Source organism: Caulobacter sp. GW821-FHT11A05 (assembly GCF_058809015.1).
In genome coordinates, this window is record NZ_JBXASF010000002.1 from 25,572 (window position 1) to 39,902 (window position 14,331).

Here is a 14,331-nt window from a genome sequence, read left to right on the forward strand (position 1 = left end):
ATGATGCATAACATGCAGAAGTCGCCAAAGACAGGCTGCGGGCCCTCCGATGCGACGCGGGCGTTCCGGCTAGCCGAGCGGCGGGTAGTCGGTGTAGCCGCGCTCGTCGCCCACGTAGTAGCTGGATGGGTCGGACGGAGCCAAGGCTGCATCCCGGCGGAAGCGATCCGGCAGATCGGGGTTGCTGATGAAGAGCGTTCCGAACGTAACCGCGTCGGCCAGATTGCTCGCTATCGCCCGCTCACCGCTTTCACGGTCGTATCCGACGTTGACCACAAACAGACCCGAAAAGCGCTTTCTTGCCTCGGGCGCGAACGGCTTGAGGCCCTCGGGAAGCTGCGCCGGCTCCATGAAGTGAAGAATGCCGATTTTCCTGCGTTCCAGAGCCTCGACGGCAAACATGTAAGTCCCCTCCAGGTCGCTGTCGCCCATGTCGTTGTAGGGCACCCGCGGGGAGAGGCGGACTGAAACGCGGGAGGGCCCAAAGACGCTGATGGCGGCGTCGGTCGCCTCGAGGAGGAAGCGGGCGCGGTTTTCGACGGGGCCGCCGTAGGCGTCCGTTCTCCTGTTGGAGCCGTCCTCAAGGAACTGAGCGGGCAGATAGCCATTGGCGCCGTGCACCTCGACGCCGTCGAAACCAGCCGCCTTCGCCGCGCGGGCGGCCGCCTCGTAGTCCCGGATCGTCTGGTCGATCTCATCGAGGGTCAGAGCCCGGGGGGTGACGGTTGGTTTTGGGCCTTGCGACGTAAAGGCCTGGCTGTTGAAGGGAACCGCCGACGGAGCAACGGGTAGCGCGCCGTCATGAAAATCTGGATGCGAGGCCCGGCCCGTATGCCAGAGCTGAGCGAAGATGAGGCCGCCGGCGTCGTGCACGGCCCGCGTGACCTTTCGCCATCCCTCGATCTGCTCGGCGGTGTGGATTCCCGGCGTATTCGTCCAGCCGATCGCCTGGGCGCTGATCTGCGTGCCTTCGGAGATGATCAGTCCGGCGGTGGCGCGCTGAGCGTAGTAGAGGGCGGTCCGCTCATTTGCCACGCGGTCAGGCGACCTGGCCCGGGTCATCGGGGCCATGAAGACGCGGTTCTTGAAGTCGAAGGCGTCGGTTGTCAGCGGGGTCAGGAGTTTGAGATCAGTCATGGTCGCGTTGCCTTTGTGCACGGTCTCGACCGGCGCCGTGGGCGCCGGTGGACATGGGTCATTTGATTGTGGGAGGAGGCCCGGTGTCCGCAGTTCAACTGCCGGACAGGGCGTGGGTATGGGTCGCCGTTGCTACCGATCGGGCGGGATCATTCGATGCTCCAGAAAGCCTGGACATCTAGGTATACCGAGTAGACCTGGCGTCAATCAGGCACCTGAAGTCGCCTAGGTAGGCTTGCGGATACCTGGTTGCGGTGTCGCTACCGCGGCATCAGCGGGTTTCCGCCGGGAGGAATCCGTCATTGAGTTTGCGGGCGTCGAAGGCCTCACGCGCCGCATCGACGTCCGGCAGTTTGTCGAGCGTCCAGCGGTGGAGCTCGGCGAACGGCTTCTGCAGCGTGTGACCGAGGGCGGTGATCTCGTACTCCACGGCGACCGGCGACAGCGAAACGATGCGTCGCGTGATGAGGCCGTTTCGCTCGAGTCTTCGCAGGCATTGCGTCAGCGCCTTCTGGCTGACGCCCTCCAGGCGCCTGCGGATGGCGTTGAACCGGTGAGGGCCGTCTCCCAGAACGGCCAGAACCATCATGGACCATTTGTCGGCAATCTGGTCGAAGAGCGTCCGACTGGGGCAGTCCGACGAGAAGCAGATCGGATCCAGATCCATCATGGTGGCCATTCCAAAAGCTGTCCTAGCGCAGTCCCATTAGGCCTGTTGGTATCGTTTGTATACCTCGCCGCTTGGCCAGATCTGTCACGCTAGCCGCCTTCTCCGCTCCTGCGGCGGCCGCCTTACAGCCGTGATGAGCGGCCGCTAGATCCCGTCCAGCCGACAGCCGCGCGCCACGAGAATGGGCCGCAACGCGCGGAACGCCGCCGGATGCCGGAACAGGGGCATGCGCGGATAGAGGTGGTGGATGACGTGGTACTGCATCCCCATCGTCAGGATATTGCCAAGCCGGCTTCGGAAGCCGCGGGTGTCGCGGTAGCGGCCCAGGTCCGCGGCCGGATGGTGCGGCGCCCAGCTGAGGAAGAACCGGATGTAGACCCCGCCGATGATGCGGGGCAACCACACGAGCGCCGCCGCCTCCAGCGCGTAGCCGGCCCAGGCGAACCCGAAGAGCACGGCGTTGGTGGCGAGGGCGTAGATCAGGGCCACCGCGCCCGCGCGCCGGGCCTCCTCGGTCCCAAGCCGCTCGAGGGCCTTGGCATAGGAGGTGTTCATGTTCGGGACCGTCTGCAGCTGGCTGCGGATGTCCTTGACGATCATATGCCAGCCGCTGTCGGACCTGGTGTTGATGTCCGGGTCGAGCTCCAGGTCGTTGGCGTGCTTGTGGTGCTCATAGTGGGTGAGGCGGGCGGCTTCGTAGGACAGCCCCATGGGGAACGGCGAGAGATGGCCGACCAGCTCGTTCAGCCAGAAGAGCGGCTCGCCTTCCCGCGCGATGATCCGGTGCTGGGCCTCGTGCGAGGGCAGGTAGGCGAGGATCACGTTCAGCGTCGCGATGGGCGCCGCCGCCCAGAGGGGCAGCATGCCCGACAGGGTCAGGGGCCAGAGGGACAGCCAGACAGCCAGGTTGGTGAACGCCCAGGCGATGGAGCCCCACGGAAGGCCGCCCATGAACTGCTCGGCGATCGAACGCTCCAGGCGCATCAGCTCCTGGGTCGACAGCGCGCTGAGATCGCGCTCCAGCACGGTTGCGGAAACGCTCATAGCCACCGCCCCGTCACCGTCGCCACGGCCCCCCAGGTCCCGCCGATCGCGAGGCCGACAAACAGGGGCCACTGGGCCTGCGCCGCGGCCGGAATCGTGCGCTCAAGGAGTTGCGCAATCAGGGGCGCGATGAAGCCGATTCCGAAAATGAACGGCATGCCTTGAAGCAGAAACCCCAGCAGGCGGCCGATGAGGCTGGCGCTGGCGGGGGGCGGCGGATCTGATCCGACACCGCCATCTGCCGGCGGCGCTACGCTGTCGCGGGGCATGGTCGTCACTCCCTGTCGCCTGATTCAAGCAGGTCTGGTGGCGTGAGGGTACGCCGCGCGCGGGCTGACCCGGATAACGCGCTGCGCCATTTTTCTGACAGTTTGCGCCAGGCCTCAGGACCAGGGGTAGAAGGGCGGCATCTGAGAAGCCCGGCCCGAGAAGTCCGGCTCGCGCTTGTCCAGGAAGGCGGCGACGCCCTCCTTTCCATCGCCGAGGCTCGTGTAGAACATCGCCAGCGAGTCGATGCGGTGCGCTTCGATGGGGTGCGGCTGGGCGGCGTTGCGCAGCATCATCTGCCTTGCCAGGGCGACGGCGACCGGCGAGCGGCCGTCGATGAACTTGCGGGCCAGCGCGCGCGCCGCGTCGAGCAGCGCTTCGGGGGCGTGGATGGAGCGGAACAGGCCGCCGCGCAGGCCCTCGGCGGCGTCGAAGATCTCGGCCGAGAGCACCCATTCCAACGCCTGCTGCGGCCCAACCAGTCGCGGCAGGAACCAGCTCGAACAGGCTTCCGGCACGATCCCCAGCCGGCCGAACACGAACCCCATCCGGGCCTTTTCGGAGACCAGGCGCATGTCCATGGCGAGCGTCATAGTCGCCCCGATGCCGACGGCCGCGCCATTGATCGCGGCGATCACCGGCTTCTTGCAGTTGTAGATCGCCAGGGTGACGCGCCCACCTGTATCGCGAACCCCGTCGCGGATCGTCGGGTCGTCCAGGCGATCGCGCATGTCGGCCAGAGTGGGCGTCAGGCTCTCGTCCAGGCCAAAGACATTGCCGTCGGGCGAGAGGTCCATGCCGGCGCAGAACGCGCGCCCGGCGCCGGTCACGATCACCGCTCCCACCTCGTCGTCCTCGCTCGCCCTCTCGAACGCGTCGATCAGCTCGTGCGCCATCTCGACGGTGAAGGCGTTGAGCTGGTCGGGCCGATTGAGGGTCAGCGTCAGGATCCGGTCGGCGACCTCGTAGGACAGGGTGTTGTAGGCCATGGGGTCCTCGGGTGGCGGGCATGAACCGCCCTGTTTCGGTGGTCCGTCGCACGAAGAACGGGCGCACGGGTCAGTCACCGTCATTAACGCGGGGCAGTGGGTTTAAACAGTCGTTCGAATTCCGCCGCGCGGCATAGCGTATTCGAAATCAGGATGTCGAGCGCCATTTACACTGCTTGGGCGAGCCCGGGACGCGCGGCGGCCGCCTTGCGACGCGCCCGTGAGTGCTATAACAGAACTTAACGGCGCAGAGCTTGGAATCCATCGGCTTGCAGGCGCTGACATGAAAACGAAATTCGCAGGGGTGTCCGGCATCGATCCGCCGGTCATCCAGAGCGGCATCCAGGGGGATTTGATGGAAGAGCGACGCGTCAAGGCCAACGGGATCGACTATGCCTACCTGGAGGAGGGAAGCGGACCGACCGTGTTCCTGCTGCACGGTTTTCCCGACAATGCCCATACCTGGAGCCACCAGATTCCCGCCCTTTCGGCGGCCGGCTATCGGGTCGTCGCGCCGTTCCTGCGCGGCTACCCGCCCACCCAGATCCCGGAGGGCGGCTACTATGGCCGCTCGACCCTGGCGCTCGACGTCAAGGCGCTGATCCTGGCGCTCGGCGGCGGCGAGCCGGTGTTCCTCGTGGGCCAGGACTGGGGGGCCGGGATCACCTACAACGTGATCGCCGCCTTCCCCGAGCTGGTCCGGCGCGCCGTGGCGATGGCCATCCCCCATTCGGCGCAGATCCGGCGCACGCTGCTGGACTCGCCAAAGCACGTCCATGAGTCGTTCCATTGGTGGTTTTTCCAGCTCGCCGGCCTGCCGGAAGCGGCGATCCTGGCCAATGACATGGCCTTCATCGACTACCTCTGGGCCGACTGGTCGCCTGGGCATGAGGATGTGGCGCACATCGCCGAGATCAAGCGGATGCTGGCGCGGCCCGGCGCCCTGGCGGCGACGCTCGGCTACTACCGGGCGATGATCGATCCGGCCAAGAGCGATCCGGCGCTGCGGGACATCAACGCGGCGTGCGACCGGCCGATCGGGGTGCCGACCCTGGCGCTGTGCGGCGCGAACGACCTGCGCAGCGAGATGCTGGAGCCGCAGAAGGAATTCTTCGTGGGCCCCTATGAATGGGCCATCCTGGAAGGCTGCGGGCATTTCCTCCACCGCGAGCGGCCGGCCGAGGTGACCCGCCGCGTGATCGACTGGCTGCAGCGTCCGTGAGGGCTTCCGCCCCCCGCGTCGTCCACCAGAGCCGAGGTTGCACCTGATGTCGGGCGTTGATTTTCACTACTACGAGCCGTCCCAGGGCCATGGGCTAAAGCACAATCCCCTGAACGCGCTGATCGCCCCACGTCCGATCGGCTGGATCTCCTCGCGGGACGCGGAGGGCCGCGTCAACCTCGCCCCCTACAGCTTCTTCAACGCCTTCAACTACGACCCGCCGATCATCGGGTTCTCGAGCATCGCCTGGAAGGACAGCGTCCGCAATGCGTCCGAAACGGGAGCGTTTGTCTGGAACCTGGTGACGCGGGAGCTCGGCGACCGGATGAATGCGACGTCGGCGCCGCTGCCTCACGGGGTGGATGAGTTTTCGATCGCCGGACTGACGGCGGTTCCAGGACGGGTGGTCAACGTCCCGCGGGTGGGGGAAAGCCGCGCGGCGATGGAATGCAAGGTCATCGACATCGTGCAGTTCCGCAACGCCGACGGCGACAAGGTCAACGGCTGGCTGGTGCTGGGCGAGGTGGTGGCGGTCTACATCGACAAGCTGCTGATCGAGGATGGCGTCTACCAGACCGCACAGGCGCTGCCGATCATGCGCGCCGGGGGGCTGAACGACTACGTGCAGGTCACGCCTGAGAGCCTGTTCCAGATCATGCGACTGGCCGGCGCGGGCAGCAAGGAACACCACGGGGCCTAGGCGGCGGAGCTACGAGGGCAGAGCCTCTTCGTCCCGCACCGCCGCTTCCAGGTCCAGGATGGATTGCCGCGCGGCGCGGAGGATCTCGTCGGCGCGGGGCGTCCCGCGGAAGACGCGCGACAGGTTGATGGCGCCGACCATGGCGCACCAGGCGGTCATCGCCGCGGCCTCCGCCTTCGGACCGCCGCCCATCGCCCTGGCCATGTCCTCGAAGCTGGGCTCGAGGCGGCGCGACATCTGGGTGCGGACCTCATCGTCCTCGGCCCGGCCGACGTCGCCCGACAGGGCGGCGATGGCGCATCCCTCCTGGGTGTTGTCGCGGTGCGCCGGGCTCAGGTAGCTGTTGACGATCGATTTGACGGTGGCGTTTTCGTTGGCGCTTCGGTTGGCGAAGAAGGCCGCATCGCCCAGGTCCAGCGCCCGCTCGAGCGCCGCCGATATGAGACCCGCGCGCGAGGGGAAATGACCATAGAAGCCGCCGTGCGTCAGGTTCGCCGCCTTCATGATCTCGGCGATGCTGACGCTGTCGAGCCCGCCCTGGCGAATCTGCCGCGCCGTGACGTCGAGGATGCGCTCGCGGCTCTCCGCCTTTTCCGCCCGTGAATGTCCCATCGGCTCCAACACCTGCTTGACAACCTGAATGACGGTTATCATGTTCAATCATATGCATGAGGCATAACATGCAGATTAGCCTGAGGACAGCCCACGACCGTTGGTTGCCCGCTCCAGAAGCCGGGATGTGCGCGATTTCACAGCATCGGCGAGACCGCCGCCCCGATTGAAGCGTCCGACCTGTCCCGCCGATGGAGCCCCCCGACATGCCTGAAGCCGATTCCCGCGAAGCCCGGCCTTCCGGGCAGGACGTCGCCCTCATCGTGGGCGGCGGGCCCGGCATCAGCGCAAGCTGCGCCAGGCTGTTCGCCCAGAACAACATGCGCGTCGCCGTCGCCGCCAGGGATCCGGACAAGCCGGTGCTGGGGGCCCTGGAGGCCTCGCACGGCGTGCGTCGATATGGCTGTGACGCCACCGACCCCGCCGGCGTGGCCGGGCTGTTCCAGGCCGTCGCCCAGGACCTCGGAACGCCGACCCTTGTCGTGCACAACATCGATGGCCGCGTCGCTGGCATCTTCCGCAAAGGCATCACCGAAGCGGATCCGGACATGGTGCTGGAGACCCTTCGCAACTCGGCCTTCAGCGCCTTTCTCGTCGGCCAGCAGGCCGCCAGCCTGATGCGTGACAACCCTGTCAACGCGAACGGGGCCAGGGGGACGATCATCTTCACGAACGCCAGCGCGGCGCTCAAGGGCTTTCCGGCCAGCGGCGCCTTCGCCATGGCCTGCCAGGCCAAGTCGGGCCTCGCCCAGAGCATGGCGCGCGAGCTGATGCCCCAGGGCATCCATGTGGCCAATGTGCCCATCGATGCGGCGATCGGCTGGACCCAGGAGGACGGCAGTCGCGCCCACCGGCTGGCCGGAACGACCGTCGATGACAACATGGCCGACCCGGACCGCATCGCCGAAACCTATCTGTACCTCCACCGCCAGCATCGCTCGACCTGGGCTTTTGAGATCGCGCTGCGGCCGTGGGTCGAGAAGTGGTGAGGGGTCAGGCGTCGAGGAAGGCCTTGGCCTTTGGGACGAAGGCTTCGTGGTATTGGAAGATGCCGCCGTGGCCGGCGTCCGGGTAAAGCACCAGCTCGGCGTTCGGCAGGCGATGCGCCATGTCGATGGAATTGCGGGTCGGCACCATGAGGTCCTGGTCGCCGTTGGCCACCAGGACGGGCTTCGCGATCGCGCCGAGATCCTGCGGCGCCTGCAGGCCCCAGGCCGTGATGGCCTTCAGCTGACGCCGGAAAGCCGCCGTCGTGATCGGCTTGTCGCGGGCACGGGCGCGCTCCTTCAGCCGTTTGAGGAAGGCGTCGGCCGCGCGCCGGCTCTTCGCGCTGGAGGTGAAGAACAGATAGTATTTCGGGTCCTTGAAGGTCAGGATTCCCTTGGCGATCAGCGGCCAGGATACCGCCCCCACCTTCGCGATCCCCTCGCCTCCGGCCGGGCCCGTGCCGGTCAGGATGACCTTGCGGGCGAGGTCCGGCGCCTGGCGCAGGATATCCTGGACGACGAAGCCGCCAAGGGAGAAGCCCAGCAGATCGACCTGCTGGAGCCCCAGGGCGCGGATGACGGCGATGGCGTCGGAGGCCATTTCCGCGGTCGTCAGCGGCGCCTCGCCGCCGGAGGCTCCGACGCCGCGGTAGTTGAGGGCGATGAGGGGTCGGCCAGACGCCAGGCCATCGATGATGCGCGGGTCGAAATTGTCGAGCGTCGCGCCCCAGTGATTCAGCATCACCAGCGGAACGCCCTGCGCCGCCCCAAGCCGCCGATAGGCGAAGGTCGTCCCGGCGGCGTCGACCGACCTGTTGGGAGTGTCGCGCCAGGTCTCGGCGCCATGGTTCGACGGGGGCGGAATGCTTGTGCTCATGGCTTCACCGTGACCACGACCTTGCCCTTGACCCGTCCGGTTTCGACATGGGCGAGGGCGTCGTTGAGTTCAGAGAACGGATAGGTCCGGTCCACGACCGGGCGGATGACGCCGGCCTCGATCAGCGACGCGATGCGGGCCAGCTGTTCGCCATCGGGGTGCATGAACAGGAACGAATAGTCGATCCGCCGCGCCCCGGCCTTCTGCCGGATGCCGCGGCTCAGCAGCCCAAAAAGCTGGCGCAGGACCCAGTTCAGACCCTGGGCCTTGGCGAAGGCGGGGTCGGGCGGACCGGAGATCGAGATCAGCTTGCCACCCGGCTTGAGGACCGCGAGCGAGCGTTCCTGCGTCTCGGCGTCCAGGCCGTTCAGCACCACGTCATAGCCCGACAGGACCTTGGCGAAGTCCTCGGTCCGGTAGTCGACCACGACATCGGCCCCCAGGCGCCTGACCAGGTCGGCGCTCGCGCCGCTGGCCGTTGTGGCCACCGTTGCGCCCAGGTGCTTGGCCAGCTGGATGGCGAAGATGCCGACGCCGCCGGACCCGGCATGGATGAGAACCTTCTGGCCCTTGCCGAGCCCGGCGCGTTCCACCAGGGCCTGCCAGGCGGTCAGGGCCACCAGGGGGACGGAGGCGGCCTCCTCCATGGTGAGGTTGGCGGGCTTCAGCGCGATGTCGGCTTCGTCGACGGCGATGAGCTCGGCGAAGGTTCCGATCCGGCCGTCGCGAGGCCGGGCGTAGACCTCGTCGCCGACCTTGAAGCGGCGCGCCTTGGGGCCGACCCGAACGACGGTTCCGGCCACGTCGTGGCCCAGAACAAGCGGCAGCCGGTAGGGCAGGACTGGCTTGAACGCGCCGTCGCGGATCTTCGCATCGATCGGGTTGAGACCGGCCGCGCGCACTTCGATCAGCACGTCGCCGTCCTGCAGGACGGGATCGGGACGATCGCCCAGGCGCAGCGCGCCCTTCTTCCCGTAGCGATCGAGGATGAAGGCTTTCATGGGGAACAGGTCTCCAGGGACGGTCGTCACGCGAAGCCTGGGAGGGCGTCGGTGTCAGGTTGCGGCATAATCATGATAGCCATCATGATTGGTATTGAATATGATGGTCGTCATGTTGAAGTCAACGGGCCGCGCGGAGAATTTGTTCGATGAAGGTTAGCCGCGAGCAGAGGGAGGCCAACCGAGGCCGAATCCTGGAGGCCGCCGGCCGCCTCTTCCGGGAGAAGGGCTTCGACGCCGTGAGCGTGGCGGAGGTGATGAAGGTCGCGGGTCTGACCCACGGCGGCTTCTATGGACATTTCGAGTCCAAGGACGATCTCATCGTCCAGACCATCGCCCACATCTTTGACACCGGCGCGCTGGAGCCCGGGCCGGGCGGTCTGGACGCCGAACTCGACGCCTATCTGTCACCCCTACACCGCGATGGCGTCGCGGATGGCTGCCCGACGGCCGCGTTGGTCGCGGATGTTCGTCGTCAGACGCCGGCGGCCCGCCTGGCCATGACCGAAGGGTTCAGATCGCAGATCGATCGCATCGCCGGGGCCATCTCCAGCGAGGAAACCCCCGAGGCGCGTCGTCAGGCCATTGGCACACTGGCCTCCATGGTCGGGGCGCTCGTCCTGTCGCGAACGATTGAAGATCCATCGCTGTCGCTGGAGATTCTGCGCGAGACGCGGGCCTGGATCGGCGACCGGGCGGCGCGGTCCCCGATCGGCGGCGGCGCTCGCTGACCGCGCTAAAGCGCCTCGAGCGCGAGGGCGATGCCCTGGCCGCCGCCGATGCAGAGGGTGACCATGCCCTTGGAAATCCCGTCGCGCCGCATGGCGTGAAGCAGCCGGGTGACCAGGATCGCGCCGGTCGCCCCGATGGGATGGCCATGAGCGACGGCCCCGCCCTCGACGTTGACGATGTCCGCGGGCAGCCGCAGCTCGCGGGCCACGGCGATGGGCACGGCGGCGAAGGCTTCGTTGATCTCGATCCGCTCGATGTCGGCGAGCGTCCAGCCGGCGCGGTCAAGCGCCCGGCGCACCGCCGGGACGGGCCCCAGTCCGAACAGGCCAGGCTCCACGGCGGCGACGCCGTAGCCGGCCAGGCGGGCCATCGGCTGGAGCCCCTTGGCCTCGGCCCAGGCGCGGTCGGCGACGATCATGGCCGCCGCGCCGCTGTTCAGCCCCGGCGCATTGCCGGCGGTGATCGAGCCGTCCGGGCGGAAAGCCGGTTTCAGCCGGGCCAGGGTTTCGACCGTGGTGTCCGGTCGCGGCGCCTCGTCGACGGCGAAGGGCTCGGGTCCCTTCTTGCCCTTCACCTCGACGGCGACGATCTCCGAGGCGAAGCGGTCCGCCGCCTGGGCGCCGGCGAAGCGCTGCTGGGAGCGGGCGGCGAAGGCGTCCTGCTCGGCGCGGGTGATCTGCATCTGGGCGACGAGGTCTTCGGTGTGCCAGCCGGAGTGCTGACCGGAGAAGGCGTCGTTGAGGCCATCGGTCAACAGGCTGTCCAGGATCTGGGCCGGCCCCATCCGATAGCCCCACCGGCCGCCGTCCATCAGGTAGGGCGCCCGGTCCATGTTCTCCATGCCGCCGGCGATGGCCGCCTGCGCATCGCCGGCGGCGATCTCCTGCGCGACCGTCAGGATGGCCTGGGCCCCGGAACCGCAGACGCGATTGACGGTCATGGCCGGGACCGACACGGGCAAGCCCCCGCCGATGGCGGCCTGGCGGGCCGGGTTCATGCGATTGCCGGCCTGAATGACATTGCCCATCACCACCGTGCCGATCTCGGCTGCGTCCAGGCCGGCCCGGCGCAGGGTCTCGCGCACGGCGATCGCGCCAAGCTCGGTGGCGGGCACGGCCTTGAGGGCCCCGTTGAAGCCGCCGATCGCGGTGCGGACCGGGTGGCACAGAACGATATCGCGGGTGCTCATGGGACTCTTTCCTGTTCGGGGACCGCCAGGCTCAGGCCTGGGGCTCGGCGGCGGCGAGCATGGCGTGGCGCTGGCGGGCCATCCGTTCCGATGGCTCGCTGACCAGGGTGTTCACCGAGACCGGCTCGTCGCACTGGTCGCAGACCAGCCTGGGGCGCGTGACCTCGCCGCATCCGGTATGGCGAAGCGGGTTGGGCGCGCCCTGGCCGTCGTCGAGCCATTTGTCGCCCCAGGTCATCAGCGACACCATCGTCGGGTGCAGCTCCCGGCCCATCTCGGTGAGCCGGTATTCGTAACGGGTCGGCCGCTCCTGGTAGGCGACCTTGCGCAGGATTCCGGCCTCGACCAGCCGCGACAGCCGTGAGGCCACCACCTGGGGTGACGCGCCGCTCAGGGCCTGCAGCTCGTCGAAGCGGCGGACGCCGAGAAAGATGTCGCGGAGGAGCAGCATCGTCCAGCGATCGCCAAGGATCGCCAGGGATCGCGCCACCGAGCACTGCAGGTCAGAGACCTCATCCCATCGCATGTCTTCCACCCTCCATCGTCGGCCCTGGACGCCTCAGGCCGGTTCGGCGACTGGTCCGCCTTGGGGAACGCGTCCGTAGCGGGGGTAGCAGTCCACCAGGCGGGTCACCAGTTGCGGATCGCCCTCGACCTCCAGCCGCCCCTGCGCCATGGCGTCCGGCACGGAGAGCTTGCGCGAGAGGAGCTCGACCCAGACAGGGCCCGACACCCGCAGGACGACGTCCGGGACGCCCTTCAGCCCGAAATCCAGGTCCACGGCGAGGCGGCGGACGTCCACCGTGCCCGAGATCTCGCGGGCCCCGGTGAAGTGCATGTGAAACCGCGCCTCCAGCCCCTTGGAGCGGCGGCGCTGGAAGCTGAGCCGCATGCCAAAGAGCAGGCTGGCGCCGGTCGGCTCGACGTTCATCCAGGACACCGTCTTGACGGTCTTGTTGGGGAATTTCCGGGCGACCAGGTCCTGGGCGTCCGAGCCGTCCAGCACATAGACGGTTTCCTGCTTGTCCTGCAGCGGCTTGACGAAACGCTCCACGAAGGCGGCGCGGTCTTCCAAGAAGGGGCTGAGGACGTCCTCGCCGGCCGGGCAGACCGAGATGCAGAAGGCGGCCTTGTAGCTGGGCTTGAAGCTGAGGCTCTGCCACATCGAGGCCGTCTCGTTCAGCGGCACGCGGGCGCGATAGTCGTCGGCGGACTTGGAGTCGGCGATGGTCTCCACCCAGTCGCCGAAGCCGCCCAGGAATTCCCGGTAGTTGTGGGTGTAGCAGGACAGCATGTTGAAGCTGCCGTCGGGACCGATCGCCTCGACCGGACAGGCGGCCACACACAGCTTGCATTCCAGACAGGGGTTGTAGTCCAGCACCCGTTTCTCGGCGAGCACGTCGTCCTCAAGCAGGATCGTGCCCAGCAGGACGAAACTGCCGAACTTCGGATGGATGACGCAGCGGTGCAGGCCCATCTTGCCGAGCCCGGCGGCGACCGCGATCGGCTTGTGAGACAGCGCCCAGTTCTTGCCGGGGAACTTCTCCTGCTCCATCGGGAAGGCGGCGACGGCGTTCACCGCCCGGTGGCCGCGGTCCTGCAGTTCGCGCACGAAGGTTCGCGCGGTCTCGTTCACGCTGTCGTAAGTCTCGTGGAATTCCTGGTTGGCGATCGACCTGACCGTCGCCCGGACCGGCTCGCGGTTCATCTGGCAGACAAAGCTGACCACCGTGCGCGCCTCGGGGAAGATGCGCACGATCTCGCTCAGCTGGGGTGCGATGGCGGGATCGTCCACCGAGAGCAGCGCGACATCGTCGGCCCCGCAATCGCGGCACAACTGCAATACCTCGTCCGCGAGAAGGGCGGGCTTGGCCGCGGTCGGGCCCGCCGCGCGAAGTCGCCGGATGGAGGGGTGGTCACTGAGGCTCACGGGCATCCTCCAGCCTGGCTGTCTTCGCCTCTCTAATAACTATGAAAATGGAAGTTGTCACTATGAATGGGGAAGTTATTCGTCGCCGTTCAGCCGGCGAAGTCGCTCAGCAGCGTGAACAGCGATCGCCTGGCCGGAGGGAAGATCACCTTGTCGCGAACGCCCTTGAAGTCTGAGGGGCGACGCTCAACGAAGGCGGTGATCGCCTCGCGTGTCTCCGCCGAACCGCTGTGCGTCACCATGCGGCGGGCCTCGGCGTCGAGCGACGCCAGGAAGCCCAGCCGCAGGGCGTCGTCGAGATTGTCCTTGATGAGGCCGATCGCCTGACGGGGGCCGTCGGCGAGGCGCGCGGCCAGCTCGAAGGCGGCGGCGAAGAGCTGATCGTCCGGCACGACCCGGTTCACGAGGCCCAGCTGCTCGCAGCGCCGCGCATCGATGTCTTCCGACAACAGCATGAGTTCGCGGGCGCGGGCCGGGCCGACCGCGCGCGAGAGAAGCCAGCTGACGCCGTAGTCGCCCGGCAGGCCGATGCGGACATAGGCGGTGCGTATGAAGGCGCCAGGGCTCGCCAGCCGCAGATCGCAGGCCAGCGCGAGCGACAGGCCCGCGCCGGCGGCGGGCCCGGGAAGCGCCGCGATGCTCGGCTTGCGGCTCATGACCAGGGCGCCGGTGAGCGCCCGTTGGCGTACGACCAGTTCGGCCACCCGCGCTGAGACCGACCTGGTCCGAGCCCCCGGCGTCGCCATGCCCTTCACGTCGCCCCCGGCGCAGAAGGCGGCGCCCGATCCGGTGATCAGGAAGGCGCCGACCTCCGGATCTGCGTCGCAGGCCGCGATTCCGGCCCGCAGCGCCGGGGTCAGGTGGTCGGACAGGGCGTTGCGCGCCTGTGGCCGGTTCAGGGTGAAGATGGCGACGCCCTGGCGGATTTCGCCGAGCAGCTCATCGGTGCCGGTGTCCAGGCGACGGCTGCTCATC

At 67.7% G+C, this 14,331-nt stretch carries 16 protein-coding genes; 4 read left to right on the forward strand and 12 right to left on the reverse strand.

The genetic code is table 11. From position 1 onward, the window contains the following. Window positions 1-69: 69 nt before the first annotated feature. The 5 genes from AC1RSK_RS03090 to AC1RSK_RS03110 all read right to left on the reverse strand — a co-directional run bounded on the left by AC1RSK_RS03090 (window position 70) and on the right by AC1RSK_RS03110 (window position 4,107). Window positions 70-1,137: an alkene reductase gene (locus AC1RSK_RS03090; protein WP_492905440.1), complete on the reverse strand. Its 1,068-nt coding sequence runs from the start codon at window positions 1,135-1,137 to the stop codon at window positions 70-72. Window positions 1,138-1,408: 271 nt separating this feature from the next. Beyond that, window positions 1,409-1,816 carry a winged helix-turn-helix transcriptional regulator gene (locus AC1RSK_RS03095; protein WP_492905441.1) on the reverse strand — a complete coding sequence of 136 codons (408 nt, stop codon included), beginning with the start codon at window positions 1,814-1,816 and terminating at the stop codon, window positions 1,409-1,411. Between the two features lie 135 nt (window positions 1,817-1,951). Then, window positions 1,952-2,851, reverse strand: coding sequence for a fatty acid desaturase (locus AC1RSK_RS03100; RefSeq protein WP_492905442.1), 900 nt, complete (start codon window positions 2,849-2,851; stop codon window positions 1,952-1,954). Further along, on the reverse strand, window positions 2,848-3,120 hold the full coding sequence (locus AC1RSK_RS03105; RefSeq protein WP_492905443.1) for a hypothetical protein: 273 nt from the start codon (window positions 3,118-3,120) through the stop codon (window positions 2,848-2,850). The genes AC1RSK_RS03100 and AC1RSK_RS03105 overlap by 4 nt, the downstream gene beginning before the upstream one ends. Window positions 3,121-3,234: 114 nt before the next feature. Beyond that, window positions 3,235-4,107 carry a crotonase/enoyl-CoA hydratase family protein gene (locus tag AC1RSK_RS03110; RefSeq protein WP_492905444.1) on the reverse strand — a complete coding sequence of 291 codons (873 nt, stop codon included), beginning with the start codon at window positions 4,105-4,107 and terminating at the stop codon, window positions 3,235-3,237. 283 nt (window positions 4,108-4,390) lie between these two features. On the opposite strand from AC1RSK_RS03110, the gene AC1RSK_RS03115 reads away from it, so the two are divergent. Continuing rightward, entirely contained in the window at window positions 4,391-5,329 is a 939-nt protein-coding gene (locus AC1RSK_RS03115; RefSeq protein WP_492905445.1) for an alpha/beta fold hydrolase, read from the forward strand. 46 nt (window positions 5,330-5,375) lie between these two features. Beyond that, entirely contained in the window at window positions 5,376-6,029 is a 654-nt protein-coding gene (locus AC1RSK_RS03120) for a flavin reductase family protein (RefSeq protein ID WP_492906449.1), read from the forward strand. Between the two features lie 9 nt (window positions 6,030-6,038). Here AC1RSK_RS03120 and AC1RSK_RS03125 read toward each other — a convergent pair whose 3' ends face one another. Beyond that, window positions 6,039-6,641, reverse strand: coding sequence for a TetR/AcrR family transcriptional regulator (locus AC1RSK_RS03125; RefSeq protein WP_492905446.1), 603 nt, complete (start codon window positions 6,639-6,641; stop codon window positions 6,039-6,041). 206 nt (window positions 6,642-6,847) lie between these two features. On the opposite strand from AC1RSK_RS03125, the gene AC1RSK_RS03130 reads away from it, so the two are divergent. Beyond that, window positions 6,848-7,630: an SDR family oxidoreductase gene (locus tag AC1RSK_RS03130; protein WP_492905447.1), complete on the forward strand. Its 783-nt coding sequence runs from the start codon at window positions 6,848-6,850 to the stop codon at window positions 7,628-7,630. Between the two features lie 4 nt (window positions 7,631-7,634). Here AC1RSK_RS03130 and AC1RSK_RS03135 read toward each other — a convergent pair whose 3' ends face one another. Next, the gene (locus tag AC1RSK_RS03135; RefSeq protein ID WP_492905448.1) at window positions 7,635-8,504 is read right to left on the reverse strand and encodes an alpha/beta fold hydrolase; all 870 of its coding nucleotides are present in this window, start codon (window positions 8,502-8,504) and stop codon (window positions 7,635-7,637) included. Further along, window positions 8,501-9,505: an NADP-dependent oxidoreductase gene (locus AC1RSK_RS03140; RefSeq protein WP_492905450.1), complete on the reverse strand. Its 1,005-nt coding sequence runs from the start codon at window positions 9,503-9,505 to the stop codon at window positions 8,501-8,503. Before AC1RSK_RS03140 ends, AC1RSK_RS03135 begins: the two co-directional genes overlap by 4 nt. A 149-nt stretch (window positions 9,506-9,654) precedes the next feature. On the opposite strand from AC1RSK_RS03140, the gene AC1RSK_RS03145 reads away from it, so the two are divergent. Beyond that, the gene (locus AC1RSK_RS03145) at window positions 9,655-10,236 is read left to right on the forward strand and encodes a TetR/AcrR family transcriptional regulator (protein ID WP_492905452.1); all 582 of its coding nucleotides are present in this window, start codon (window positions 9,655-9,657) and stop codon (window positions 10,234-10,236) included. 5 nt (window positions 10,237-10,241) lie between these two features. Here AC1RSK_RS03145 and AC1RSK_RS03150 read toward each other — a convergent pair whose 3' ends face one another. From AC1RSK_RS03150 to AC1RSK_RS03165, 4 genes are all read right to left on the reverse strand, one after another. Then, the gene (locus tag AC1RSK_RS03150) at window positions 10,242-11,426 is read right to left on the reverse strand and encodes a thiolase family protein (protein ID WP_492905454.1); all 1,185 of its coding nucleotides are present in this window, start codon (window positions 11,424-11,426) and stop codon (window positions 10,242-10,244) included. Window positions 11,427-11,457: 31 nt separating this feature from the next. Beyond that, the gene (locus tag AC1RSK_RS03155) at window positions 11,458-11,952 is read right to left on the reverse strand and encodes a winged helix-turn-helix transcriptional regulator (RefSeq protein ID WP_492905455.1); all 495 of its coding nucleotides are present in this window, start codon (window positions 11,950-11,952) and stop codon (window positions 11,458-11,460) included. Between the two features lie 33 nt (window positions 11,953-11,985). After that, window positions 11,986-13,356, reverse strand: a complete 1,371-nt coding sequence (locus tag AC1RSK_RS03160; RefSeq protein ID WP_492905457.1) for an SCP2 sterol-binding domain-containing protein — start codon at window positions 13,354-13,356, stop codon at window positions 11,986-11,988. Window positions 13,357-13,445: 89 nt separating this feature from the next. After that, window positions 13,446-14,330 carry an enoyl-CoA hydratase-related protein gene (locus AC1RSK_RS03165; protein WP_492905459.1) on the reverse strand — a complete coding sequence of 295 codons (885 nt, stop codon included), beginning with the start codon at window positions 14,328-14,330 and terminating at the stop codon, window positions 13,446-13,448. Window position 14,331 lies beyond the last annotated feature (1 nt).

What these genes read in the sequence shown, in the direction of transcription:
- AC1RSK_RS03090 (WP_492905440.1), bottom strand. Translation starts at nt 1,137, where the DNA reads ATGACTGATCTCAAACTCCTGACCCCGCTGACAACCGACGCCTTCGAC.
- AC1RSK_RS03095 (WP_492905441.1), bottom strand. Translation starts at nt 1,816, where the DNA reads ATGGCCACCATGATGGATCTGGATCCGATCTGCTTCTCGTCGGACTGC.
- AC1RSK_RS03100 (WP_492905442.1), bottom strand. Translation starts at nt 2,851, where the DNA reads ATGAGCGTTTCCGCAACCGTGCTGGAGCGCGATCTCAGCGCGCTGTCG.
- AC1RSK_RS03105 (WP_492905443.1), bottom strand. Translation starts at nt 3,120, where the DNA reads ATGCCCCGCGACAGCGTAGCGCCGCCGGCAGATGGCGGTGTCGGATCA.
- AC1RSK_RS03110 (WP_492905444.1), bottom strand. Translation starts at nt 4,107, where the DNA reads ATGGCCTACAACACCCTGTCCTACGAGGTCGCCGACCGGATCCTGACG.
- AC1RSK_RS03115 (WP_492905445.1), top strand. Translation starts at nt 4,391, where the DNA reads ATGAAAACGAAATTCGCAGGGGTGTCCGGCATCGATCCGCCGGTCATC.
- AC1RSK_RS03120 (WP_492906449.1), top strand. Translation starts at nt 5,376, where the DNA reads ATGTCGGGCGTTGATTTTCACTACTACGAGCCGTCCCAGGGCCATGGG.
- AC1RSK_RS03125 (WP_492905446.1), bottom strand. Translation starts at nt 6,641, where the DNA reads ATGGGACATTCACGGGCGGAAAAGGCGGAGAGCCGCGAGCGCATCCTC.
- AC1RSK_RS03130 (WP_492905447.1), top strand. Translation starts at nt 6,848, where the DNA reads ATGCCTGAAGCCGATTCCCGCGAAGCCCGGCCTTCCGGGCAGGACGTC.
- AC1RSK_RS03135 (WP_492905448.1), bottom strand. Translation starts at nt 8,504, where the DNA reads ATGAGCACAAGCATTCCGCCCCCGTCGAACCATGGCGCCGAGACCTGG.
- AC1RSK_RS03140 (WP_492905450.1), bottom strand. Translation starts at nt 9,505, where the DNA reads ATGAAAGCCTTCATCCTCGATCGCTACGGGAAGAAGGGCGCGCTGCGC.
- AC1RSK_RS03145 (WP_492905452.1), top strand. Translation starts at nt 9,655, where the DNA reads ATGAAGGTTAGCCGCGAGCAGAGGGAGGCCAACCGAGGCCGAATCCTG.
- AC1RSK_RS03150 (WP_492905454.1), bottom strand. Translation starts at nt 11,426, where the DNA reads ATGAGCACCCGCGATATCGTTCTGTGCCACCCGGTCCGCACCGCGATC.
- AC1RSK_RS03155 (WP_492905455.1), bottom strand. Translation starts at nt 11,952, where the DNA reads ATGCGATGGGATGAGGTCTCTGACCTGCAGTGCTCGGTGGCGCGATCC.
- AC1RSK_RS03165 (WP_492905459.1), bottom strand. Translation starts at nt 14,330, where the DNA reads ATGAGCAGCCGTCGCCTGGACACCGGCACCGATGAGCTGCTCGGCGAA.